The organism is Prochlorococcus marinus subsp. pastoris str. CCMP1986, from assembly GCF_000011465.1.
Classification (GTDB): Bacteria; Cyanobacteriota; Cyanobacteriia; order PCC-6307; family Cyanobiaceae; genus Prochlorococcus_A; species Prochlorococcus_A pastoris.
The window spans coordinates 931009-955143 of record NC_005072.1; the positions used below are offsets into that span (position 1 = coordinate 931009).

38 protein-coding genes are annotated in these 24135 nt (G+C 25.9%); 26 read left to right on the forward strand and 12 right to left on the reverse strand.

The window, feature by feature from the left end; translation table 11 throughout:
• The first annotated feature begins 1 nt into the window (after position 1).
• Positions 2–712, forward strand: a complete 711-nt coding sequence (gene urtE / locus TX50_RS05180; RefSeq protein ID WP_011132607.1) for an urea ABC transporter ATP-binding subunit UrtE — start codon at positions 2–4, stop codon at positions 710–712.
• Between the two features lie 29 nt (positions 713–741).
• Here the strand turns inward: urtE and TX50_RS05185 are convergent, their stop codons facing one another.
• Both TX50_RS05185 and TX50_RS09715 read right to left on the reverse strand, forming a co-directional pair.
• Positions 742–921: a hypothetical protein gene (locus tag TX50_RS05185; protein WP_036930310.1), complete on the reverse strand. Its 180-nt coding sequence runs from the start codon at positions 919–921 to the stop codon at positions 742–744.
• A gap of 254 nt (positions 922–1175) precedes the next feature.
• Positions 1176–1346, reverse strand: a complete 171-nt coding sequence (locus TX50_RS09715) for a hypothetical protein (RefSeq protein ID WP_173028007.1) — start codon at positions 1344–1346, stop codon at positions 1176–1178.
• Between the two features lie 399 nt (positions 1347–1745).
• Here TX50_RS09715 and TX50_RS09460 point away from each other — a divergent pair, with 399 nt between their 5' ends.
• From TX50_RS09460 to TX50_RS05205, 5 genes are all read left to right on the forward strand, one after another.
• Positions 1746–1919 carry a hypothetical protein gene (locus TX50_RS09460; protein ID WP_157859390.1) on the forward strand — a complete coding sequence of 58 codons (174 nt, stop codon included), beginning with the start codon at positions 1746–1748 and terminating at the stop codon, positions 1917–1919.
• Between the two features lie 62 nt (positions 1920–1981).
• Positions 1982–2377, forward strand: coding sequence for a cytochrome b6-f complex subunit PetP (locus tag TX50_RS05190; RefSeq protein WP_011132608.1), 396 nt, complete (start codon positions 1982–1984; stop codon positions 2375–2377).
• A gap of 84 nt (positions 2378–2461) precedes the next feature.
• Positions 2462–3451 carry an ABC transporter ATP-binding protein gene (locus tag TX50_RS05195; RefSeq protein WP_011132609.1) on the forward strand — a complete coding sequence of 330 codons (990 nt, stop codon included), beginning with the start codon at positions 2462–2464 and terminating at the stop codon, positions 3449–3451.
• Positions 3452–4243: an ABC transporter permease gene (locus TX50_RS05200; RefSeq protein WP_011132610.1), complete on the forward strand. Its 792-nt coding sequence runs from the start codon at positions 3452–3454 to the stop codon at positions 4241–4243.
• The gene (locus TX50_RS05205; RefSeq protein WP_011132611.1) at positions 4240–5034 is read left to right on the forward strand and encodes an ABC transporter permease; all 795 of its coding nucleotides are present in this window, start codon (positions 4240–4242) and stop codon (positions 5032–5034) included. The genes TX50_RS05200 and TX50_RS05205 overlap by 4 nt, the downstream gene beginning before the upstream one ends.
• Positions 5035–5037: 3 nt before the next feature.
• Here the strand turns inward: TX50_RS05205 and TX50_RS05210 are convergent, their stop codons facing one another.
• The 3 genes from TX50_RS05210 to TX50_RS05220 form a co-directional block, all read right to left on the reverse strand.
• Positions 5038–5328, reverse strand: a complete 291-nt coding sequence (locus tag TX50_RS05210; protein WP_011132612.1) for a hypothetical protein — start codon at positions 5326–5328, stop codon at positions 5038–5040.
• The gene (locus tag TX50_RS05215) at positions 5304–5531 is read right to left on the reverse strand and encodes a hypothetical protein (RefSeq protein ID WP_011132613.1); all 228 of its coding nucleotides are present in this window, start codon (positions 5529–5531) and stop codon (positions 5304–5306) included. Before TX50_RS05215 ends, TX50_RS05210 begins: the two co-directional genes overlap by 25 nt.
• A 488-nt stretch (positions 5532–6019) precedes the next feature.
• Complete coding sequence (locus TX50_RS05220; RefSeq protein ID WP_011132614.1) at positions 6020–6832, reverse strand: sulfite exporter TauE/SafE family protein; 813 nt, start codon at positions 6830–6832, stop codon at positions 6020–6022.
• 137 nt (positions 6833–6969) lie between these two features.
• Between TX50_RS05220 and TX50_RS05225 the strand changes: the two genes are divergently transcribed.
• On the forward strand, positions 6970–7311 hold the full coding sequence (locus TX50_RS05225; protein WP_011132615.1) for an HNH endonuclease: 342 nt from the start codon (positions 6970–6972) through the stop codon (positions 7309–7311).
• A 290-nt stretch (positions 7312–7601) separates the two neighbouring features.
• Here the strand turns inward: TX50_RS05225 and TX50_RS05230 are convergent, their stop codons facing one another.
• Complete coding sequence (locus TX50_RS05230; RefSeq protein ID WP_011132616.1) at positions 7602–8003, reverse strand: hypothetical protein; 402 nt, start codon at positions 8001–8003, stop codon at positions 7602–7604.
• A gap of 176 nt (positions 8004–8179) precedes the next feature.
• On the opposite strand from TX50_RS05230, the gene TX50_RS05235 reads away from it, so the two are divergent.
• The 7 genes from TX50_RS05235 (at position 8180) to rpsU (ending at position 10772) form a co-directional block, all read left to right on the forward strand.
• The gene (locus tag TX50_RS05235; protein WP_036930302.1) at positions 8180–8401 is read left to right on the forward strand and encodes a hypothetical protein; all 222 of its coding nucleotides are present in this window, start codon (positions 8180–8182) and stop codon (positions 8399–8401) included.
• A 34-nt stretch (positions 8402–8435) separates the two neighbouring features.
• Entirely contained in the window at positions 8436–8660 is a 225-nt protein-coding gene (locus TX50_RS05240; protein ID WP_036930301.1) for a hypothetical protein, read from the forward strand.
• A 223-nt stretch (positions 8661–8883) separates the two neighbouring features.
• Positions 8884–9387 (forward strand): hypothetical protein, encoded by a 504-nt coding sequence (locus tag TX50_RS05245; protein ID WP_011132617.1) that lies wholly within the window; start codon positions 8884–8886, stop codon positions 9385–9387.
• A 75-nt stretch (positions 9388–9462) separates the two neighbouring features.
• A complete protein-coding gene (locus TX50_RS05250) occupies positions 9463–9648 on the forward strand; it encodes a hypothetical protein (RefSeq protein ID WP_036930300.1) in 186 nt (61 codons plus the stop codon).
• 1 nt (position 9649) lies between these two features.
• Positions 9650–10045, forward strand: a complete 396-nt coding sequence (locus tag TX50_RS05255; protein ID WP_011132618.1) for a phosphoribosyltransferase — start codon at positions 9650–9652, stop codon at positions 10043–10045.
• Complete coding sequence (locus TX50_RS05260; protein WP_011132619.1) at positions 10042–10506, forward strand: nucleoside 2-deoxyribosyltransferase; 465 nt, start codon at positions 10042–10044, stop codon at positions 10504–10506. Before TX50_RS05255 ends, TX50_RS05260 begins: the two co-directional genes overlap by 4 nt.
• 89 nt (positions 10507–10595) lie before the next feature.
• Complete coding sequence (rpsU, locus tag TX50_RS05265; RefSeq protein WP_002806486.1) at positions 10596–10772, forward strand: 30S ribosomal protein S21; 177 nt, start codon at positions 10596–10598, stop codon at positions 10770–10772.
• A 138-nt stretch (positions 10773–10910) separates the two neighbouring features.
• On the opposite strand, the gene TX50_RS05270 is transcribed toward rpsU, so the two are convergent.
• Positions 10911–11243: a helix-hairpin-helix domain-containing protein gene (locus TX50_RS05270; protein WP_011132620.1), complete on the reverse strand. Its 333-nt coding sequence runs from the start codon at positions 11241–11243 to the stop codon at positions 10911–10913.
• A gap of 520 nt (positions 11244–11763) precedes the next feature.
• Here TX50_RS05270 and TX50_RS05275 point away from each other — a divergent pair.
• A complete protein-coding gene (locus TX50_RS05275; RefSeq protein WP_011132621.1) occupies positions 11764–12369 on the forward strand; it encodes an AAA family ATPase in 606 nt (201 codons plus the stop codon).
• Here TX50_RS05275 and TX50_RS05280 read toward each other — a convergent pair.
• A complete protein-coding gene (locus TX50_RS05280; protein ID WP_011132622.1) occupies positions 12353–13516 on the reverse strand; it encodes an NAD(P)-binding protein in 1164 nt (387 codons plus the stop codon). The two genes, TX50_RS05275 and TX50_RS05280, sit on opposite strands and share 17 nt — an antisense overlap.
• A gap of 5 nt (positions 13517–13521) precedes the next feature.
• A complete protein-coding gene (locus TX50_RS05285) occupies positions 13522–14349 on the reverse strand; it encodes a hypothetical protein (RefSeq protein WP_011132623.1) in 828 nt (275 codons plus the stop codon).
• Positions 14350–14795: 446 nt separating this feature from the next.
• Between TX50_RS05285 and TX50_RS05295 the strand changes: the two genes are divergently transcribed.
• Positions 14796–15200 (forward strand): hypothetical protein, encoded by a 405-nt coding sequence (locus TX50_RS05295; protein WP_011132624.1) that lies wholly within the window; start codon positions 14796–14798, stop codon positions 15198–15200.
• A 4-nt stretch (positions 15201–15204) separates the two neighbouring features.
• Here the strand turns inward: TX50_RS05295 and TX50_RS05300 are convergent, their stop codons facing one another.
• Complete coding sequence (locus TX50_RS05300) at positions 15205–15903, reverse strand: peptidase E (protein WP_011132625.1); 699 nt, start codon at positions 15901–15903, stop codon at positions 15205–15207.
• A 20-nt stretch (positions 15904–15923) separates the two neighbouring features.
• On the opposite strand from TX50_RS05300, the gene TX50_RS05305 reads away from it, so the two are divergent.
• The 3 genes from TX50_RS05305 (at position 15924) to TX50_RS05315 (ending at position 17374) form a co-directional block, all read left to right on the forward strand.
• Positions 15924–16385, forward strand: coding sequence for a GNAT family N-acetyltransferase (locus tag TX50_RS05305; protein ID WP_011132626.1), 462 nt, complete (start codon positions 15924–15926; stop codon positions 16383–16385).
• A 427-nt stretch (positions 16386–16812) separates the two neighbouring features.
• The gene (locus TX50_RS09720; protein WP_173028009.1) at positions 16813–16968 is read left to right on the forward strand and encodes a hypothetical protein; all 156 of its coding nucleotides are present in this window, start codon (positions 16813–16815) and stop codon (positions 16966–16968) included.
• 88 nt (positions 16969–17056) lie between these two features.
• Positions 17057–17374 carry a DUF3303 domain-containing protein gene (locus TX50_RS05315; RefSeq protein WP_011132628.1) on the forward strand — a complete coding sequence of 106 codons (318 nt, stop codon included), beginning with the start codon at positions 17057–17059 and terminating at the stop codon, positions 17372–17374.
• Positions 17375–17789: 415 nt separating this feature from the next.
• Here the strand turns inward: TX50_RS05315 and TX50_RS05320 are convergent, their stop codons facing one another.
• Both TX50_RS05320 and TX50_RS09725 read right to left on the reverse strand, forming a co-directional pair.
• Positions 17790–18056: a hypothetical protein gene (locus tag TX50_RS05320; RefSeq protein WP_011132629.1), complete on the reverse strand. Its 267-nt coding sequence runs from the start codon at positions 18054–18056 to the stop codon at positions 17790–17792.
• 105 nt (positions 18057–18161) lie between these two features.
• The gene (locus TX50_RS09725) at positions 18162–18299 is read right to left on the reverse strand and encodes a hypothetical protein (protein WP_173028011.1); all 138 of its coding nucleotides are present in this window, start codon (positions 18297–18299) and stop codon (positions 18162–18164) included.
• A gap of 220 nt (positions 18300–18519) precedes the next feature.
• Between TX50_RS09725 and TX50_RS05325 the strand changes: the two genes are divergently transcribed.
• The 7 genes from TX50_RS05325 (at position 18520) to TX50_RS05360 (ending at position 24123) form a co-directional block, all read left to right on the forward strand.
• Positions 18520–18900, forward strand: coding sequence for a DCC1-like thiol-disulfide oxidoreductase family protein (locus TX50_RS05325; RefSeq protein ID WP_036930349.1), 381 nt, complete (start codon positions 18520–18522; stop codon positions 18898–18900).
• A gap of 108 nt (positions 18901–19008) precedes the next feature.
• On the forward strand, positions 19009–19194 hold the full coding sequence (locus TX50_RS05330; protein ID WP_011132631.1) for a hypothetical protein: 186 nt from the start codon (positions 19009–19011) through the stop codon (positions 19192–19194).
• Positions 19195–19237: 43 nt separating this feature from the next.
• Positions 19238–19543: a hypothetical protein gene (locus TX50_RS05335; RefSeq protein WP_011132632.1), complete on the forward strand. Its 306-nt coding sequence runs from the start codon at positions 19238–19240 to the stop codon at positions 19541–19543.
• Between the two features lie 144 nt (positions 19544–19687).
• Positions 19688–20404, forward strand: coding sequence for an MBL fold metallo-hydrolase (locus TX50_RS05340; protein WP_011132633.1), 717 nt, complete (start codon positions 19688–19690; stop codon positions 20402–20404).
• 265 nt (positions 20405–20669) lie between these two features.
• On the forward strand, positions 20670–20840 hold the full coding sequence (locus tag TX50_RS09870) for a hypothetical protein (RefSeq protein WP_225866747.1): 171 nt from the start codon (positions 20670–20672) through the stop codon (positions 20838–20840).
• 70 nt (positions 20841–20910) lie between these two features.
• Positions 20911–23520 carry an aminopeptidase N gene (pepN, locus tag TX50_RS05350; RefSeq protein ID WP_011132634.1) on the forward strand — a complete coding sequence of 870 codons (2610 nt, stop codon included), beginning with the start codon at positions 20911–20913 and terminating at the stop codon, positions 23518–23520.
• Between the two features lie 441 nt (positions 23521–23961).
• Positions 23962–24123, forward strand: coding sequence for a photosystem II reaction centre N prot (locus TX50_RS05360; RefSeq protein WP_173028013.1), 162 nt, complete (start codon positions 23962–23964; stop codon positions 24121–24123).
• Positions 24124–24135 lie beyond the last annotated feature (12 nt).

Consider the following 24135-nt stretch of genomic DNA (forward strand, 5'->3'; position numbering starts at 1 on the left):
AATGAAAAATCTACTAGAAGTAAAATCATTAAATACCTATTATGGGGAAAGCCATATCCTCAGAGATGTAGATTTAAACCTTAAATCTGGAGAAATGATCTGTTTAATAGGTAGAAATGGAGTAGGGAAAACTACTTTATTAAAATCATTAATAGGGCTATTAAGGGCAAAGAAAGGAGAAATAAACTTTATTGGAGAAAATATAAATAGAAAGGCGCCACATCAAAGAGCTAGAAAAGGAATGGCATATGTTCCTCAAGGAAGAGAAATAATACCTTATCTGACTGTTGAAGAAAACTTAATGTTGGGAATGGAATCGCTTCCTGGAGGCTTATCTAAAAATAAAAATATTGATTCAAGTATCTATGATTTATTTCCTATTTTAAAAGACTTTCTATCAAGAAAAGGAGGAGATCTGAGTGGAGGGCAACAACAACAACTTGCAATTGCGAGAGCACTATTAGGTAAACCAAAATTATTGTTACTAGACGAACCTACTGAAGGAATTCAACCAAATATAGTATTAGATATTGAAAACGCTATAAATCTCATAATTAAAGAAACTGGTATCGGAGTTTTATTAGTTGAACAGCACTTACACTTTGTTAGGCAGGCAAGTAGATATTACGCGATGCAAAGGGGAGGAATTGTTGCAAGTGGCCGTACAAGTGAATTAAGCCAAACAGTTATTGATAAATTTTTAAGTGTATAGAATATAACTTTAAAATATCTATTTAAATATCACTTTTCGCATCTAATTAAATCAATCCTGTTAGGATGTGCATTTATATATTTATTAAACTCCATAGCCAATGTTCTTGCTTCATAAGAATCTAATGCATAAAAACAATTTTCTAATCTAAGATTTTGAAAGTCTCTATAATAGACAGTGTATGGTTTTAAAAAAGGTTTGTTATTCATATAATTTTAATACTATTTCTTTGGATACCTTAACCATGCATAAATTAATTAATTAAGAGAATATGTTTTGTTGCTTTCAATATATAAATCGTCAAATACGTATAACAACTATTCAAAGTTTTCAATTAGGGTTTAGTCTTTTTTTCCTTGCTTTTTGTTTGTTTCCCTTCAATTAAGAAAACAAACTTTGATAAAATTCCACCAAAGAAAGGAACCCAAAATTTTTCATAAAAATATTTCATAATTAAGAACTATTATGCAACACTAATATATTCTTCACTATCCATGTTCTTTAATGAGTCTAGATCTATCGAATTAAAAAGATACTGCATTAAAAGAAGATCAAGCTCATTATTTAATAAATTAACCTCCGAAGAGAGTAGATCATCAATAAAATAATTAAAGGTTTCCAAATCATTATTCATGAAAATAATCTATATTTTTGATAATTATTAATCATATAAAATATAAAAGCTAATTAAATTTTAAAATCAAAATATTAATAAAGAATTTTTTAAATTTATATTTTTGAAATGCCAGTAAATTTTAAAAAGTTAAATAAATTTTTAATTAAAAGAGGATACCATTATAAATCCTTTTGAATAATAAATTTAAACTCAATACGAACTATTAAGCCAACTAGAATTAAAAAAATGCCTAAATATGAATTTAAAGAGAGATCCAAATTAATAATTTTTGATTAAATATATATTAGCCTATGAAATTAAATCATCAAATCTTGGATTTAATCTCAGTTAAATAAAAATAATTTATGAGCATTTATATCCAATTAACGAATAAACTAAATATATAAATTAAATTTGATGAATAAAATTTCATTCTCTATGCAGGAATTTTTACAAAAAGATCTTAGTTCAAGCTTATTATCAATTTCAGTATTATTGGGATGGCTAGGAATAAGTTTTGTTTTCCTAAGAATATTAGCGATAATAATTAAAAAAATATTAGAAGCCGTATTCAAAAGCTCTAATAAATAATAACAAGAACTTATATTTAAGTATCACAATAATAAAAATATTATAGGTATAATAACTTATAAATGACAATCCTAGATAAAGTAAAAATAGGAAACACGGTTAAGGTTAATCTAGAGCTTTCAAAAGATCGATTAACTAAAGAGACCATTGAAGCAATAAACATTTCATCAGAATGCACTATAAGTGACTTCAAAATTACTGATGGTATGGGTATTGGAGTATTTTTAAACTTATCAAATGGGAAAAATGAGTGGTTTTTTGAAAATGAAATTCAAATTCTTGATGAGCAAGGCAACATAATAGAAAATGAAGTAAATAAAAATAAAATTTTAGAAAATAATTTTAGATTGAATGCAATTAATAATATTAATTATGAATCTAAGTTTAAATCCAGTGAACTTTTAAACCCGATTAATTTTATAACTTGGCTTATTGTTTCATTAAAAGATATTTTTTAATTGATTTTAATATTCAACTAAATAAATAAATTTAGATTTTTAAAATTTATAGAATCCAAAATTAAAACTTACTTTTCAAATAATATGGAAGAGAATATTATTCAGGTTGAAAATTTATCAAAATCATTTGATATCTCATCAAAAGAACCTGGACTAAAAGGTACACTTAAGCATTTTTTTAAAAGAGAAAAAAAAAGTATTGAAGTTATAAAAAATATAAATTTCGGAATAAAAAAAGGAGAAATAGTAGGGTTTCTTGGGGCTAATGGAGCTGGGAAAACAACCATTCTTAAAATACTCTGTGGTTTAATTCACCCAAGCCAAGGTCGGTTGTCGGTTGCAGGTAACCTGCCTTATAAAAGAAGGTCTAATTTTCTGAAAAATATAACTTTAATAATGGGGCAAAAACAACAGCTAATTTGGGATCTTCCTCCAATAGAATCTTTTTACTTAAATGCCGCAATTTATGACATAGAAAAATTTGAAGCTAAAAAAAGAATTAAAAAGTTGTCAGATATGCTGGAAATTGAAAAGGAGCTTTATATACCTGTTAGAAAATTATCTTTAGGTCAAAGAATGAAATCAGAATTATTAGCAGCTTTAATACATAAACCAAATATATTATTTTTAGATGAACCGACACTAGGCCTAGATATTAACGCTCAAAGGAATCTTAGAAAATTTCTGCAAATTTATAATAAAGACACAGATGCAACAATTTGTCTAACTAGTCATTACATGAAAGATATTACATCTTTATGCAAGAGGGTATTATGTATTCACGAAGGTTGTCTTACATATGATGGGAGACTGGAAAGACTATTAAAAAAAATATCTCCTGTTAAAGATATACTAATAATTTGCAAGACGGATAAAGATGCTAAAGAACTAAGCAATTCAGGATTAAATATTAAAAATCAAAATCAAAAAGAAATTACAATAACAATTAAAAAAGATTCTATTAAATCTACTTTAAATAATATTCTTAACAAATTTGAGATCGAGGATCTATATATAAATGAGCCTCCAGTTGACGAAATAATTGGAGACATTTTAGTGAAGGAAAAAGTATAAATGTTTAATTTAAATAAAAATAAGCTAATAACATTATTAAAAGTACAGTACTCAAATATGTTGGAATATAGAGTAGAAATAGCTTTATGGGCAATATCAGGAATAATACCTTTTTTCATGCTCAATATATGGACAAACAATAACTTAAATGAATCTATTAACTTAAGTAATGTAATGCTCTCAAGATATTTTTTGAGTGCGTTCTTTGTGAGGCAATTTTCCGTAGTTTGGGTTGTCTTTACTTTTGAAGAAGACGCTCTCTTGGGTAAAATTTCCCCATATCTAATTCAACCTTTAAACCCATTTTTTAGATACTTTGCTCAACACATAGCAGAACAAATAACACGCTTCCCTTTTGCCATAATAATTGCGTTAATTTTTTTTCTAATAAATCCAGAAAGTTTATGGATACCAAACTTAAGTCTATTTTTATTAGCATGTTTTTCTACATTTTTTTCTTTTCTAATTCAATTTCTGATTCAATCAATTATTGCTTGCTTCTGTTTTTGGACAGAAAAGGCTTCTTCAATAGAAAGATTGTTATTTATCCCAACTTTATTCCTTTCAGGACTTTTAGCCCCAGTAATATCATTCCCAGAATATGTGAAATCATGGATATACCTAACCCCATTCCCTTACTTAATTGATTTTCCAGCAAATATATTATCTGGAAATAATACAAACATAGTTTCTGGATTTTTTATGCAGATATTTTGGATTTCAGTTCTTTTCCCAATATTTAAAAGGACTTGGTCTCTTGGAACAAAAAAATATACAGCGATGGGTTCATGAAAATAAAAAAATATATAAAAATTTATTCATTATTTTTAAGTACTTCTATAGCCTCAGAATTGGAATATAAGACTAACGTAATAATTGACTTTATTACTGCAATTTTAAGCTTAGTAGGGAGCGTATTTTTATTAACTATATTTTTCCAAAATACTGATAATATCGGAGGATGGAATTTTGAACAAGCCTTAATTATTCAAGGGATATATACAATTTTAAATGGAATTACTAATACATGGTTCAATCCAAATCTTACAGAAATAGTAAAACACATAAGAGAAGGAACCTTAGATTTTGTTCTTCTAAAACCCTTAGATAGTCAATTTTTTATTTCCTTAAATAAAATAGCACCCTCTGGATTTTTAGAAATAATATTAGGTTTTGCTCTACTATTTTATTGCATAGGTATTAATCAAATAAATATAAACTTAAGTTTTTTATTATCTTGCCTTACAACATTGTGTTGTTCTATTTTAATTCTATATAGCTTATGGTTTTTAATCTCAACAACAACTATTTGGTTTGTAAAAACATGGAATGCGACAGAAGTCTTACGTTCTTTTCTTTATATAGGAAGATTTCCTTTAAATTCATTTTCATTCTCATTAAGGATATTCTTTAGTATTTTTGTTCCAATTGCATTCATAACGACAATTCCTTCTGAAGTTTTCCTAGGTATTGCACTACTATGGGAAATATTATTAGAAATAATTGTTGCTGTAATATTTTTTTTAGTTTCAAGAAGATTTTGGTTATTTGCCCTAAAATATTACACTTCAGCTTCTAGCTAATTTTTAATTAACAATTTCTCGACATAAATCCCACATTTTTTGCTTAGTATTTAAATTAGTTAATTTTGATAATTTTTTGAAATTTAATGATGACTTTTCAATGGTAAGTAGGCGACAAATATAATTTATTTCATGATATCTTGAAATCGTTCCAAGTTTAATTGAAACATTAGAAAGGATTACTATTAGTGAAAGAAGAGCAAATATTAATAAGAAAGAAAAAGAAGAATTCCTAAGGTCATCATTTTGAGTTTTAACTTCGAATTTCATTATTCCATAATATGCTGAGGACACTTAATAGCTGCAATAGCAATTGCCGCGACTTTAAAATTATCTGATTTCTCAATTACTTTTTTAACTTCTAGTGGACCAAACTTCTCACTTGCATCACTATAAGAAAGAAGTAAAGATTTATAATTATCATGACCTACATTTCTATATTCACAGAAGTTATCTCCAACATAATTTAATAGTGTAAGTAAAGTTAATTCGATCATTAAATTTTAAATTATTAATCACTTTTACGAATAATACATTGTGCAGAAGCTTTAACAAGCTTATTAAGCTAATAAATTTCTAAATTTAAATTTTTATTATATTGAATAAACCTCATAATATTACAAAATATTATCTCAATTGCAAGACTCTTTAAAAATTCATTTAGGAAGCACTATCTGTAGTGTCATAGATCCACAAATAACGCGCTACCGATGGGGGGGGTTGCATTTTTAATTAAATTGGATTAAAAATAAGATTCCCCATCACCTGGCCTCACAATTGTGAGGCTTTTTTTTTTACGTAATGATATTCGGGGAGGACAAAATAAATTTGGTACAAAAGTATTTTTTAATACAACTTCAATCTAAAAAGATAATTAATCTTTTTTAAAATATTCTTCAAATGAATTTTTCACTATTAACAGCTACAGCAGCAGTGGGACTTTTTTTAACTACAACAACTGTTCTGGCATTTGCCATAAGTTAATTTATATCAAAGAACGAATTGACTTTACTAACAAACTAACTCCTACAAGCAGGCATACAACTGTAAATGTATTTTTAATGAGTTTATTCCCTTTTAAATTAGACATATGAGCACCAAAATATCCCCCCGCAAAAGATCCCAAAATAAGAATTACTAATATATCTGTAGGTATATAACCAATTTTGCTGAGAAAATAGGCCCCTATAGCATTCCAGAAAATACCTACTGTAAAAAAAGTTAAACTAACAGCTCTAAGAAAATCCATCTTAAAAATTTTAATTAATAAGAAAGTTACTAACAAACCAGTTCCTGAAGAGACAGAACCGTTAAGGATTCCAATAAAAAAAATAGGAATAATAAACTTTAATTCTAGTTGGGAATTGATAATATTATCTGTTGAATTCAAACCTAAACTAGGTTTACAAAAAGAGTATATAGCTAAGACTATTGAAATAAATCCTAATATTAAAAATAGATATTGCTCAGAAAGGAATTTCACAATATTTGAACCCAAAATAACTCCTGGGGTTCCAAAGAATAAAATTTGCCATAAAACAAAAATATCATTTCTAATATATTTAAAATTTCTAATTGATCCACCTAAACCCAAAGCAACCGTGGCAACTTTATGTGAAGCAAGAGCTTGATAATAAGGTAAACCAAATAAAATCAAAGCAGGTAATTGAATTAATCCAGCGCCTCCTCCAGAAATGGCTGAAAATGTATTTGATAAAAAAGAAATTAAAAAAATTAAAGCTTTGTTATAAAAATAAAAATCACTATCAATTGTTAAATATAAAAAAGTAATTAACATTAAATATAATTCTTACTTTAAAAAATATCTTCAATTATTAGATATTAACATTACATATTTATAAAATAGTTTGAAATTTTAAGTATCTTCAGAACTTAAGAAAAACTGTTATTATTGGCATAGTTATCAAGACGCTTATGCATAAGCAAGATGCAATTTACCTTGATCAACTTTGCCCTAAAATTAGCAATAAAAACTGGAGAGATTCTCTTCATAAATTAACAAATAATACTTGCATTTATTGCGGTAATCCATCTGAATCTCTTGATCACCTATATCCAAGGTCAAAAGGAGGAGAAACTATCACAAAAAATTGCGTTCCATGCTGTTTATCTTGCAACGGAAAAAAATCTGATATAGAAGTACTTAAATGGTACAGGAGTCAAAAATTCTATGACCCAAGAAGATCAATGGCAATTAGAGCATGGTTTAATAATGATTTAAAGTTGGCTTCTGTCTTATTAAATTACATAAAATAATTTATTATTTTTAATTCTCTTTAAATTAATTAAAGTAATCTTTTATCGAATTTAATTCAAAGGATTATTTAAATATTATTTTTTATTATAAAAAAATAGATTTTTTCAACTCGACTAAATCATTTTTAAAGAAAAAAATGGTAGAAAATTCTTCTTTCCACATTATAGGGGATTCAATAACTTTTCTTTCTGGAGATTTTACCGAAAATATCAAAGCAAAGACTACGATAATAGTGCCAAAAAGAATTATTATTAAATTTTTATCCGAAAGATTATTCATAAAAAATCTTTTAACTAGATAATTTCTTATCAGGAGTTGTCTTATCATAGATTTCTAAAAAATATGAATTAAAGTAATCTATGCCTTCTTTACCGATCAATCCAAAAGACCAACCGCAATCGTTTATAACTTTTATAGAAATTTGATTAGCCAAATCTTCTTTTTCAATCCATTTTTTTTGAGGATTATATGAAAATGAAACAATATTTTCTGTTTTAACTATAGCGGATGTCATGGCTTCATCCTTGGACAATCCATTTTGTATTGCATTACAAAACTTCTTTGAAAAATTTTTTGATATCCTACTCTGAAGAAGACTTACTGTAGGGTCAGAAGTATGAGATGCAAATGTACTTAAAGGAGATAAGAAAACAATCGCGAAAAATATAAAGCTAATTAAAAGTCTAGACAATTCGCTTTTTCTATTACTATAAATAGTATAAATAATAATATTTAAATATTTACAAACTTAAATAGTAAATAAATTTCTTTGAAATAGTTTTAATTTAGATTTCAATTTATTAAATAAAAACAATTATCGATGGAACTTAGTAATAGTATTTATTAAGTAAATTTTGTTTTTATTATATGGACCGTTTATTATTGACACTTCTTTTCTTTCCCGATTGGACAAACGGATTACCTTCTGATTTTTTAATACTCCATTTTTTTGTTGGAGCGGCGATTTTTCCATTTAATATGATACACGCTAGAGCAAGAAAATTTGATGCTAAAAATCCTGAGGAGGCAGCTATAGGATATAAAAATTCAAATAATACAGTTTACTATGGTTATGAAGAAGTCAACTAGATGCAAGTAAAAGTAGTTAATTAATTACACTTTAATGAAAATATTTTTAAAATCAGGGATAGATCTCAAAATCTTTAGCCCTACCGAACCTATCGGGATTATTATCTTATTTATAGGATTGATTTTCAGTGGAATGATTTTTTATATTATTTACGCTGTTAGCACTAATAAAGAATCATTAGAAGATACAAAAATAAGAACTGAAAGAGAACTTATTCAACAAGAGAAGATTGGAAAATTGTTTCCTAAGAAAAAATAGTCCTTAGAGTTTTATTTTTAAGTAACTTTAAGTTTATATACATTACTAATTGATCAAGTGGGTCATTAAACATTAGTCTTAACTCTTTCTTGCTAAACATCGTAAAACCTAATAATATCTATACTTTTTCAAAATCGCGAGAATAAATTTAACATGATTTAGTGGTAAAGCTATTTTATTTTTTGTTCTTTAATGTTAAAACTGAATAGAGAGATTATTATTTTTGGAAACTAGATATTTATTTCTGTTTTTAGCTAGTGGAATAGTAAATGATGAAGGTTTTTGGCTGATTGGAGTCAAAAATAGTGACTTAAAAATACTTGATGATGAAACTCTTTTGGAATGTCATAGAAAAGAACTAATAGGACATGAATCAGCTAAAGATATTCTTAATGCAATAAACTTGAATTTAGATAATTTAATGAATGATTTAAAAAATAATGATTTCTCATTAGATCAACCTCCAAAAGGGATTTCATTTAATATTCCATTAAACTTTTTAGAAAGTATATTTGATTTCTGGTTAGAAAAATATAAGGATAAGCAATTATGGGAAATCTGTCTTGGTCTTCTGAAAATCAGAAGAAGAGTATCATTATCAAATTTAATTAAGAGTGAGAGCATAACAGGAGATTCAAAAAAATTTGCGATGGAAATCGAAAATCTACATAAATATCAGCCTAATATGATAAAAAATAAAGGTTCAAATGAGCCAATGTGGAAATAATTTCATATTTTTGAAATAAAAATGTTTACTTATTTAATATTCAAGTAAAAATAAAATATATTTATAAATAAAAATATGAATAAACCATATTCATTTAATGAAGAGCAAATGAATGGAATAGTTGAAGAAATATATACAAATATAGTAAAAGAATGCGAAAAATTAAAAAAAGAGACCAATTGTCCTAACGAACAAGTAGTAGCCTTATTAAGTGTAATTGCCTCAAACTTTGCTCCAATAATTGAACATAAAAAAAATTAGAATGACAAAGTATTTTACATGGGGCGAATTTGATAAGAGTGTTGATTATATTGCTAATCAATGCAAAAAACTTAAATTATCAGGAATATATGGTGTTCCCAGAGGTGGCCTATGCCTTGCAGTAGCTTTGAGTCATAAATTAAATGTTCAGTTAATTGAAAAGCCCTTAAAAAGTTCACTTATAGTTGATGATGTTTATGAAACTGGGATGACATTAAGTAATTTTAAAAATATTGAAGGTGTTAATATCTTTGTCTTAGTTAGTAAAAAGAAACCTATTTGGTGGAAGACCGTAAATTTATCTCTTAAAGAAGAATGGATAGTATTTCCATGGGAAAATAAAGAAAATGAGCTTAAAGATGAAAAAGAATACAAAAGTAAAAGGAGGCTAAAGTGAATAAAAAGAAATTATATTTAGCTAATCCATATGGGTTTTCAAAACAAACTAAAAATCTATTACCTGAATTCATTAAAATATTTCAAAATTTAAATGTCGAAGTTTATGAACCTTTTGAGAGAACAAAGCATTTAATTACAAACAAAAATAATTGGGCTTATGACCTAGCAAAAGCAAATTTCAACGATTTAAAGTCATGTGATTGCATTTTTGCGATTGTTAACGGTAACCCTCCAGATGAGGGAGTAATGGTAGAACTAGGAATTTCTATTGCGCTTAATAAAGAAATATTTTTATTTAGGGACGATTTTAGAAACTGTTCAGATAGTGATCAATATCCTCTAAATTTGATGTTATTTGTAGGCCTATCTAAGGAAAGTTGGTCAAAGAATTATTTTGAATCCATAGAGGATATACTTAACCCAAAGAAGAGTTTTCTTAATTGGGCAAAAAGAATATAAGAATCTTCCAATTTATACTTAAAATATTGAGTTATAAAAATCATTAAAAGATGCGTTAAAATGATATAATTATTTTTATTTAGTAAATTTTGACTCAAGTTACTGTCGGAGAAAATGAGGGAATAGAATCTGCCCTTAGAAGATTTAAAAGGCAAGTCTCAAAATCAGGGATATTTGCTGATTTAAAGAGATTAAGACATCATGAAACTCCTATTGAAAAATATAAGAGAAAATTACAACAAAGAAGAAAAGCAAGAAGAAGATAATTTATAAGATTACAATTAATTTTAATTTTTTAAATATTGGAAATTTATAATTGAATAATAAGAAAAATTAGAAAACCATTTATTAACTTTTATACAATTCAATAGTCAATCTTTATAAACATTAATGTTAATATTTTTTTATTTAATATTCTTTAGTTTCTTAACAAGATTGATTCCAACTCCAGGAACAGCAAGAAGAACTTCATCTTTTGCAGAAGTAATAGACTTTGGAGTTTTAAAACCAGCCTTATAAAAGGCCTCTGCACTCTTAGCTCCTACACCAGGAATAGCTTTAAAAGATTCTATTATTTTTTTCGAATCATCTTTCTTTGTTTTAGATTTAGGGGCCTTAGAAGAATTTACAGACTTCTTCTTGGTTTTAGATACAGTCTTTTTAGGGAGAGTAATTTCTGTAGAGGTCTCGTTCTTAAATAGAATTGATTTTAACTTACTTAAAAATTTAGTAATCATTTATTAAAAAATTAGATAATTTACTAAATTCTACATTTCAATAAAAAAAAATTAATTATTTATTTATTTATTTCAAACAATCAATAATAATTTTAAAAAGAAATGATAGAAATTAATTTTTATTTACATCTATATTAAGTCATATTTTTATTTATGATGCAAGTTAAAAATTAAATGCGGAACTATATATTTATTTTTAAAGTTCATATTTAATTTATTGATCTAATCCAAGAATGCAATAATAAATTTATTTTTTACAGTTTAATAATTCAAATTAGATATTTAATTGAAAATTAGGTATTTTTATAATTTAAGTTAAAAAATCCTTTGAATTAATTTTACATATCCTTACTCTACTAAAAAAAAAAACCCGAAATTTAATTTCTAAGATAAAAACAAATTCAATCATATTATTAAGCTAAAACCAAACCAAAATTTAATAATAAATTGACTTATTAATTTTTTTTTACTTAACTATTATGAGATACATTTCTTCAATCTTATTCAACTGATTTTGAATATGCAATTAATAGTTATTAGTGGACCATCTGGAAGCGGAAAAACTACACTATCCAAAAGGATTTTAAAAAAAATTAAAAATGGAATAATATTAAATACAGATAATTACTACAGAACAGGTATATTAAGTCAATTATTATCACGAACATTAACTTCGTATTTTGACAGAAAAATAAGTTTCAACATTGGATTATTTAAAAGAGATCTAGAATTTATTGTAAAAAACGGATTTTCTGATTTCTATTATATATATAATTTCAAAAGTAAATCTATAAAAAAAGTATATCAAAATACTAAAAATATAAGATTTCTTATTATAGAAGGAATATTTGGACAGGAAATATTAAAAACCCTTTCAAAAGAAAATTGCCTTTTAATTAAATTAAAAGCTAATAAACAAACTTGTTTGAATAGAGTAATTAAAAGAGACTTTTTAGAAAGAGGGAAAAGTAAAGATCTTGCAACAAGAGACTTTATAAAAGCATGGGAATTATTTCATAAAAATAAAAAGAAATGTAATTCAAGAAATTATTTCAACACAATTGTCATTAGGAAGAAAAGTGATATAGACCTTCTATTAAAAAAAATAATTAATATAGTGAACTAATCTTATAAGACAATTTTAAAGCACTCAATATTGCACCTTCAATCCTACCAAACCCCTCTAAATCGAACCAATCACCACAAAAAGCTATATTAAATTTATCACAAACTTGCAAATTTTCAGGTATTCCTAAACCAGATGGTTGAGATGCTCTCCATATCATTATAGAAATATCCTGATAATCTATTAGCTTATTTATATAAGAATTTTCATCGAATATTTGATTGAATTTATTTAATAAGATATTTTTAAATTTCTTTTTATTTTTGCATTGAAAATATTCAGTTATAAATTTTTTATCTCTAGTATGTATGACAATACCTATTTGATTATTAATTTGTTTTTGAAATATAATCCTTTCAAATTTAAATTTTTCTTCTAGAAGATTATTTAAAAGGAAATACCTAAATCTATTCTTATAGTTATCTTTATAACTATAATTGGATTTTGTATAAATCAAAAAAGTTAATCTTTGAACATATTCTTGCTTATTAAGAAGATTTAAAATTGCATCAATTTTTTTATCATTATTTATTGGAATAGCGTCCCTCAATGGTATTTGATTTATCTTCAAAATATCTAATGATCTTTTATGTAAAATTAAATTACTTGAACATACAAGAAATTTCGCCTTAAATTTATAGCCATTTTTTGAGGTTAAAATCCAATAATTATTTTCATATTTTAATTTGACTATTAAAGTTCGAAAGAAAAAATCAACTTGATTTTTCAAATTATTATGATTAATTATATTTCTTGATAAATCAGTCATAGAAGAGCTTGAAGTATAATTTTTGCAACTATGAAAATCGCAGCTTATTATTTTTTGATCACTAGGATCTTCATATAATTCAATTAAATCAGAAGGATCTGATTGGATAATTTTTGAATCTAATAATTCCTGAATGAAAGCTTTCAACAATTGATTATTATTACTGTTGCAAATATTGAAATTAGGGGAACCATGATTGAGTTGCCACCCACTATTACTAATACTATTTCTTGTACTAGAACGTCCTCCAAGATTTCTACCATTTTCTATTATCGCAATCCTACCTTGATAGCCATTTTTCAGATGAAAAGATGAAAAAACACATGAAGATATTCCCCCTCCAATAATCGCGATATCATAAAAAGTATCATTAATCATAATTATTATGTTGTTTTTATTTTCATTAAAGAATAAAGATCTTGTAATTTTTTTATTGAAGAACATTCAGTTTCAATAATTGGACAAATATTATTATCAAGATAGATTTCAATTAAATCTTTTGTAAATGTGTAAAAATCATCTTGAGAATAAAGATACTTATCTGAAATAAAAACCCCTTTCCATGGACGAAACTTAAATCGGGAAATAAATTCCTTTGATGGAATTAATAAGCTTCCGAAAATTTTCACATTTTTATCTTTACTATCATATGAATTATTCAGAAAAGAATCTTTTAAAAAATTAATTTCTTTTTCAAGTAATTTAATATCAGTTCCAAATTGAAGCCAGATTGATTTAATTAATCTAGAAGAAAATTTCTTTTTTATTCTTTCTCTTTCTCCACAAATATTGTAATGATTTTTCAAGTAAGGGTTATAAGCAACTCCTATATTAATATTTAAATTTTTTTCATTTTTAAAATCTTTCAATACATCTAATACTTCAAAGTTTTTTTTCTTATTAGATCCTGAAACTAGTAAAATTTCCTTATTTTTATAAAACTGACATTTTTTAATAAAATTTAAAAACTCTAAATATGAATATTCTCTATTCTTTGTATATTGATGATAAAGACTATAATGATATGTGACATCTAAATTTTTATAGTTTTCACCAATATATTTTATAGTCTCATTTAGGAAATCTTTTTTAATTCCCCCTTTGCATGGGATATTGATTTTATTAATATTGTTGGATATGCAAAAATTAAGTTTATTTTCTAATTGAAAACTATTTTTAAAAGATAATTCGAATCTTAAATCATTTAACATGTTCCAATTATAAAAAATTTATAAGTAAAAAGAGTTAACGAAAGCATGCTTCAAATACAACTCTTATTTTTAATTACTATTTATTCTATTACCTTTTAATATGTAATTTGGAGAAACAGCTAAAGCAGCCTTTAAAGAGATTTATTCTTTGGAAGATTTTTCAATCATATCTTTAAAGCATTTCCAATTGTTAGGTATAACTATCCCTGGCCAAGAGGTCCATAAACCTAAAACTAATCCTGATAATAATAAAATTGAAGTTCTAATATGAAAAACAATATAAATATTATAAAAGTAATTATATTTTGTAGAAAATAAAGATTGGAACAACTTACAAAAAATTACCTTATATTTTTGTATTTTTATTAATACAATTATTCTTATTAAATGAAATATATGAAGAGGTCGAGGGGTTAGAATAATCTAAACAAGATTACAAAAAAAATATGGCAAGTCAGGATTATCTAATTGCAATTGCATTAATAGAACAAAATAATATCAGGGCCATGCCTTTAGGTGGGAAAGAGATTAAAGAAAAACTAGAAGAAGAAGGTAATTTAATTAAACTTGGGGAAGAAGTAATTCTAAATCTTCTTTTAAGAGTTTTCCAAAGAAGTGATGAAGGAGCCTTAAAAAGAGTATCCGAAGATAAAGGCCTACTATTAGTTCATATGCATCCAAAAAGAATGCAGAAAGAACTTCCATTTATAAAATCTGAATGGATAAGAGACGGTGATACAACACAATTTTTAAAATATTTAGGTAATCTATCAAAAGAAATATGGACAGCTTCTTTAATCAAATATAAGGGTCTGGAATTAGTATCAATAGCAAAAAACGAAGATATATAGCTTTTTATATACAATCATAATTTTTAAAATATTCTTTAATTAATTCATTATTTTCGCTAGATATTTTTATACACTTCTTTTTATTTCCAAAATTAATTGATACATAATTAAAATCATTTTTAATATGCAAGGCACAATTGCCTTCTATACAAATACAAGAATCAATTCTTTGGTTTTTAATTATTTTTTTAACGAAAGGTTCTCTTTCTTTTTCCTCATCATAATGAGGGCATGCTATCCCCTTTATTATTCCTAAAGTATTTATTAGCTCTAATTTATCAGAGAAAGAGTCCGTAATTCCTTGATCAAACCAGCATATCGCGCCAGCACTGACACCACTCATAATTATGCCTTTTTCATAAGCAATTTTCAGAATATTCTGCAGATCCCATTCTTTCCAAACCGCCAACATACTTTTTGTATTTCCTCCTCCAACATAAATAATATCTTGGGATAGAATTTTTTTTTCCAAGTTTTCTGTTCTTGAAAAGAAATCAAGATGACTAGTTATACAATTTAATTTTGAAAAAGCTCTATAAAAATTTAATTTATATGAATCATTATCTCCTGATGCAGTAGGAATAAAACAGATTTTTGGGCTTTCCTTTTTAACTAATGACGTAATATATTTCTCTATCTTAAGTTCACCTAAGGACCTTCCAAAACCTCCACCTCCAATTGCCACAATATTTTTATTTGACATTGCAATTTGAACTCAACACAATGAATTTAAAACAAATTACCCAAAAAGATCAACTTGATTTAAAAAAAATATATTTTGATTCAATAATTTCTATCGATCAGAAAATTTATACTTCAGAACAAAAAAGAGCTTGGGCAAGTCAAGCCTGGGATAATAAATATTTTAATTTAACCTTAAAGGAAGGTAAAGGATGGCTTATTAATGAAAGAGAGAAGATAATTGCTTTTGCCTCAAGATATCCAAATAATAGAATTTCCCTTTTATATTGCAGAGGAGATTCACAAAGGAAAGGTTATGGGACAAAGTTACTCAAAAAAATAGAAAAGGAAGCCATAAAAGAGGGTTTACCTTGCTTAACAACAGAGGCAAGCTTAATTAGTTATAAATTATTTCTAAAAAATAGCTGGAAAATAATTCGTAAAGAAAAAATAATTATCAAGAATATAACATTTGAAAGATATAAGATGATAAAAAATTTTTAATTGCTTAAATAAAAAAATGAGTAGCAGAAGCAAAAAATTATTATTATTGCAAAGATCCCTTATTTGGTTTTTATATTTATTCTCAGGTTACATACTCTATTCAAAAAAAGGATATTTATTTTCTATATTTATTACCTTCGCAAAGGTAATTTATCCATTATCAATTTTTTGGTTACAAATAAGGATAAAAAGGAGTGAAAAGTTCTTACCAATAGATTCAGCCATGAAAACATCCCAATTATGGTTCAATCTATTGCCTGTTCTAGCATCCTTTATTACCGTAGTCTTAAGTATATTAAATACAATTTTTTATCTCATAGATAAGGTTATTTAGATATTAAGGCTAAAAAGACAAAACATTATGTAAATAAAATTGCTATTTCAGATAAATTGCTTAAATTTTAAATAGTAGTAAATTATTTTTTTCATGCAAAACATTACGTTTAAAGGAAATGTTAATTTTGATAATCAAAAGGAAGAATTGAACGAAAATGAATTGTTCTCTCTAAAAATTACTGACAGTTTATATAAAAAAGATATTGGAAAATTCCTAGAAATATTATCATCTCATTTCATCCCGTAAAAAAATCCCTACATGATGTTCAAATTAAAACAGTGCAAGAAATAAGTTTGTTTTTGACAGATAATATATTTAAATAATAAAAAATCTAATGCAAATGTATCTTGCGGATTGTCAATTTCCAGATATTGATAATCAGGTTAAGGCCTATAAATTATTTGTAGAGGCATGGGAGAATGGCGAAATGGCTAAAGCTGACAAAACTGCAAATTTTGAAATGCTCTTTAGAGTACATGCTCCTGGTGAAGGAAGAGTAGTTTGTTTGTGTAAAGCTTATAGTGATAAGGAAGTTTTTGAACATTTCGCCCCTTGGAGAGCAAAATTTGGAATTCATATGGAATTTACTCCTGTGACCAGTTGTCAAAACATTGTGGATTATCACAAAGACTTATTTAAATCAATGAATTAATAACCTATTAAATTTATTTTTTAATGTGAAAAAATCATTCTCAAGTATTATTAATAAAGATAAAAATACATCTTTATCTAAAAAATTTCCTAAAAAAGAAGATAATGAAAAATCAAAACCATTAATAATTTTCGGAACTATTGTTTCATTATCTTCTATATTTTTGCTCCTTTATACAATAAATAACAAATTTGGCTGATATGAGTAATTTACACAATTACTTTTATCTTGTATTTGATTTATATTAGTAAAAAATGACTAATTTTTATGGCATTTGAACAGGGTGGAATGGCTTCAGGCCTTCTGATTATCGCAGTTTCAATCGTTTTTGCTGCTGGATTTGGTTTTTTAGTATTACATTTTGTACCCGGAACACCTTTCTAATAACATTATTTATTAATTAGTTTGATCAATATTATATGTTCACTGTTTCAAGATCTTGCACAGTGTTATCTTCTTCAGTTTTATTTTTGACTCTATAAGCATAAATTAGTGAACCTAGCGCAATAGATGTAGAAGCTAATATTCCTGAAATAAGTATCAAAGCAAACAGGCCACCTATCAAACCCCCTTTTAATCTAAGTAAATTAGACTTTATGAGAAGAATCAAAAGAAAAAATGTAGTAGCTTTGAGAGAAGTTATTTTAATTAAAGCTAGAGGAGCAAAAGGGTTTAATAACATTTAATTTTTTGTATATTTATAACTCTAAAAAAAAATTCTTAAAAACGCTAAAAAAAAAGACTCAAAAAGAGTCTTTTAAAATTAAAATTCAAAATTATGCATTATTTATTCCTCAGTATCAAATTTGCTAAGGTTTGGTCCAGCGACTAAACCAACAAGCCCAAAGAGGACTAAAGAACCAATCCCAACACCTGCGGCCCAAGGATTAAAACCGCCAATGGCGAATGAAGCTAAAAAATTCATGAATTTTTAAAAACAATTATCTCGGAGCTAGCATACAGAATTATTGAAGGGAATATACCCAAATTGAGACATTTCTTTGTAATTCGAAAGTAATTCAATGAAGGGATGGTTTTGTTGCTAAATAAATATTTGACAAATGTAATACTTTACTTTTAAGTCTTTGATGGACAACAGGTCACCAACTTTTCACTTAAGATTAAATCATGGAAAACTAATCGTTATGAATACAAATTTAACATTTATATATGATGGAGAATGTCCTTTTTGTAATCATTTTGCAGAACTTTTAGAGCTTAAAAGTAAAATAAATAAAATTTCTATTCTCGATGGCAGAAAAAATCCCAAAATAATTAAATCTCTTTTAGAGAAAGGTTATGACATCGATAGAGGAGCAATCCTTCTTAAGGATGATGACATATTTCATGGGGCTGAAGCAATAAATAAAATATGTAATCAAATAAATAACCCTTCTGGCAAACTTTTAAAACTCTTATCAAATATCTTTAAATCAAACAAAAGAACGAATTTATTGTTTCCCTTTCTTGTAAGAGCAAGAAGATTAGCCTTAATTGCAAAAGGTGTGCCAACTTCTTTAGTTTGAAAAAATGATTCCCCTTAAATTAATAAATGACATATTTTTAAGCTTATTTGTGATTAGAAGATAATTTATTATTTCTTAGCTAGAACATATAAGTAATATCTAAAAGTAATGATAGAAAACTTCAATCCATTTTTATCTTTAGGTGGTAAAGATCAGAAAATAAATCATATGGCAGAAGCTGCACTAGAAATGAACTTAACATGCAATGATTTAAAAAAAGATCTTGATTTAACTGATGGGGACGTTATTGATATGTTGCAATTAGTGATGGATGGGTTTAAAAATAGAAATTAAATAAATAATCTCACTGAAAAATTTAGTTTTCCTTAAATTTTTAATGAAAAGTATACAAATTGAATTTTCAAAATATGAGTCAGTAAGTTCATTATGGTCTGAATTGATAGAACATCATGGGTTTGAAAGAGCTAAAAATATTGTTTCACAAGCTATAGATTTACAAAAAATGAATGGCAATAAAAATGTAACCATGCCAATTATATTTTCAGGGACTGGAGGATTAGCATTAATTCCTATTAAATCATTAAAAGAAAAAACTTTAAAGAGTAAATCAAAAGAAAATCAAGTACTCATATTTAATCTCAAAAAGAAATCATTTCAAATATTAAATGAAGCTAAACATTAATAAATTTTTTGAAAACCATTTAATAAAACAAATTAGATTGGAAAATATCTCATCACAGAATTAATTGATATACCAAACCCATAGAAAATTTTTACTCAATATTTACAAATTTTATTTATAGTCTATTTATGTTTACAACGAATAATGACTTTTGAAGCCAAATATCTAGGTTCAAACGGTTGGTTGATCAAATTTGATAAAACTAACTTAATAATAGATCCCTGGCTTACAGGTGATTTGATATTCCCTCCAGGAGAGTGGTTTTTCAAAGGTTCACTAGATAATGAAATTTTAATTGAGGAAGACATTAATATAATTTTATTGACGCAAGGCTTACCCGATCATTGCCATGTTCCTTCATTAAAAAAGTTTAAAAAAGATATTGATATCATCTGCTCCAATAGTGCAAAAGGAATTCTTGAAAAATTAGGCTTTACTTCGATCAAAGTTCTTAAACCAAAAGAAAAAATCATGCAAAAGGAACTAGAAATAGAAGCTACTGCTGGTGCTCCCGTACCACAAATAGAAAATGGATACATAGTAAAAGACTATAAAGGAAAGGGTTTCTACATAGAACCACATGGTTATCTTGATGAAAACGTTAATTCTCAAGAATTAGATGCAGTCATAACTCCAATAATTAACCTTGAACTTCCTCTTGTTGGATCTTTTGTAAAAGGGGCCGATGTGCTTCCCAAATTAATAAAAACTTTTAATCCAAAATATATACTTTCAAGTACTGCTGGAGGAGAAGCAAAATATACAGGCCTTTTAAACAAATTTATATCAGTTCAGGAATATGCAGAAGAAGTAAAATGTAACCTGGTAAATTTAAAAACTATGGATTCTGTAAAAATTTAGATATGTTTAATAAAGAAAATTTATAACTATATCGTTAGTGCTTATAAACTAATAAAATAGAAAAAGATAAGGGTTATCTAAAATTTATTCATTATTTTTTTCAACAATTTGTCTTTTTGCACTAAACACATCCTATTTTTGTGACAATATTAAGCTCGATTTAGTAATTAGAAATAATATTAATGGGGATTTCTCAATAGTTAAAACCATCTCTGAAATTGAACCTGGAGCATTTATTAATATAGATTGGAATAAAAAAAAACTAATGTTACCATATTCTCTGAGAAAAGATTATTTATCATTTACGGATAGAAAATGGGATTGGAGATACGAAATAAATCAAGAGGGATTGGTAAAAGATAAAAATCCGATATTGTATGAGTTACTTCCATCTGGAATAATCAAAGATCATATATGTCAATTAGGAAAAACCTAATTATTTTAATTTATCATGCACATAATACTCTCTAATAAATTATTTAGTTCAGAGGATTAATTAAATAAAGATGCTTAACGTTTCAGACAATAAGAACAATAATCAATATATAAAACTGGAGGATTACAAACCCTTTGATTATGAAATACCTAATATTTTTTTGGATTTCATAATTGAAGACAAAAGAGTAATTGTTAAAACCGAACTAGAATTCATTAAAAAGAATATTAATATAAATTCCCTTATTCTTGATGGGATAGATATATTTGTTGAAAAGATATATTTAGATGAATCTTTATTAGAAGAAAATAACTATTCAATACAAAAAAATAGATTATTAATTAAACCCATACTCAAAGAAACTTTTACCTTAAAGATTGTGGGAACAATTAAACCAAAGGAGAATTTTTCACTTTTAGGAATGTATGAAAGTAATGGAATTATTACTACGCAATGCGAAGCAGAAGGCTTTAGAAGAATAAGTTACCATTCTGATAGACCTGATATTTTAAGTAAATACAAAGTAAGGATCGAGGCTAATAAGGAAGATTTTCCTGTTTTACTTTCTAATGGAAATCTAGTCAAAGCAAATGATCTTAAACACAGAAGGCACGAAGTGATATGGGAAGATCCATATCCTAAACCCTCATATCTTTTCGCTTTAGTTGCAGGAAAACTGAACTGCATAAAAGATAACTTCAATACTAAATCTAATAAAAAAGTAGAAATAAATATTTACGTGGAAAAAGGTGATGAAAAATATGTAAAACATTCAATCAATTCATTAAAGAAGTCAATGAAATGGGACGAAGAAAAATATAATCTTGAATACGATTTATCTTTATTTAATATTGTTGCAATTAGGCATTTCAATATGGGAGCGATGGAAAATAAAAGCCTCAATATTTTTAACTCAAAATTAATACTTGCAAATAAAGAGACTACGACTGATGAAGAGCTAGAGCGTATAGAAGGTGTAATCGCTCATGAGTACTTTCATAATTGGACGGGGAATAGAATAACTTGTAGAGATTGGTTTCAATTATCCCTAAAAGAGGGTTTAACAGTATTTAGAGATCAGGAATTTACATCAGATCTTCATAATCGTTCAATAAAAAGACTTGAGGATGCAAAATTCTTAAGAAAAGCACAATTTAGAGAAGACTCCGGTCCAACATCACATCCAGTGAGACCTGAAAAATATTTAGAGATAGACAATTTTTATACAACTACTATCTACGAAAAAGGAGCAGAAATAATAAGGATGCTTAAAACATTAGTAAAAGAAGAAAACTTTAATAATGGTTTTAGTAATTTTATTTCTACCTATGATGGGAAAGCAGCAACTATTGATCAATTTGTTAATAAGATTTTAGAAAATAACAAAGAAATAAATAATGAAAAATTTAAAACTTGGTATAAACAAAATGGAACTCCACTAGTTAAGTTTAAAAGAAAATGGGATAAAGAAAAACAAATCCTTAAAATACAAGTCTCGCAAATAAATTCAAATAAAAAAAATCTTTATAACGATTTACCTCTAATAATTCCTATTAATATTGCAATATTCTTGAATAGTTATGAAAAAATAAAAAAGACACTTATCTTAAAAGAAAAGGAAGAGGAATTCACTTTAGAAAATATAAACTCCAAATTTGACAGCCCAATAATTTCTTATTTTCGAAATTTCTCAGCTCCCATTAAATGGGAAACAGATACTACTTTTGCAGAGAAATTATTAATACTAGAATTTGAAACTGATTATTTTACGATATATGACACGATAAAAGGCATATATAAAAAAATAATTTGCAAAAGAATATATGAAGAACCCGATATTAATATTGAAAATAAATTAATAACAACATTAAGATCAATAATAAGGAATAATAAAAGTATAAATTTATCTCTCTTATCTGAAATACTTAGTATCCCAACTTTCTCTGAAATAGAATCAGAGATCAAGAAAGTTGATCCATTAAAAGTTTATAAAACTATTGACGACTTAAATTATCTTTTTGGTACAAAATTAAAAGTAGAACTACTGAATAAGCTTAAAGAAATTGATAAAAACATTACTAAATTATGGCCTGAGGGTAAGGATGAAAGAAAACTAATAGAAACAATATGGAGGTTACTTTTACATAGTAAATATGAGGGAATTAAAAATAAAGTAATTAGTTATATAGATAGTAATTCAATGACTCTTTCAAAAGCTGCTTTGAATGTATTCACCAGGATTAATTGTCCGGAAAGAGAATTAATTTCAAATATTTTTTTTAATAAATGGAAACACAATCCAGTAGTCTTAGATAATTGGTTCTTTTTTAAAGCATCTATTGAGATAAATAATAATCAAAAAAATATTGAAGCTCTATTTAAAAATGAATATTTTGATGTCAAATCACCCAATACTTTAAAATCTATATTAAATGCATACGTAACAAGAAATTCATTATTCCACTCCAGAGATGGATCAGGTTATAAATACGTAGCAGATAAAATTCTAGAATATGACAAATCAAATCCAATAGTAATTTCACGTTTTTTAAAAATATTTAGTACTTTCAGGCAATATGAAAATCCTTATAAAAGAAATATAATTAAAGTTCTTGATTACATTAAAAAAAATAAACTCTCACCAAATACAAGAGAAATTATAGATGCAATTTTAAATTAATAATTATTCTATTTATATAAACTTATAAGTAGTATTATTAAAATCCCAATAATAATAAAAAGCAAATATATCTTTTGAGAGATTTGTATTTTAAAATTACTAAATCGATCTTTTTTATATTCTTTATCCCACTTTTTTTTTACGTAATTATTAGTTACAAATTTGTTAGGTCTACCACAGAATAGGCAAGTAGGGGCTGTTATTGAGATTAAATTCTTACATTGTGGACATTTTTTTTGCATCATAATTTTTTTATTTTAGCAAATAATTTTTGAATATTTCTTATTAAAAACCATATATAAAAATTTCTCTTAAGAAGAAAAATATTAAAGATTATTTATAGATAATGATTCGAGATTAATTAAATTAAGTTTCAAAAGAATACTTAATTAAAGCTAATAAATAATGTGGAATATAATAAATTATTATTTTAATTTTTACATGTTTGCAATTGCATTAGGATTAGGTCCTATAGAAACAATTACAATAGCAATATCAGCTACAGTTTTTATTTCTGCTTTTACATGGGTATCAATTAAAGGTGATTTAAGAGAACTTGCAAACGAACTAATTGATGATAATAATCAGAAAGAAGAAAATTAATTATTTCTATAA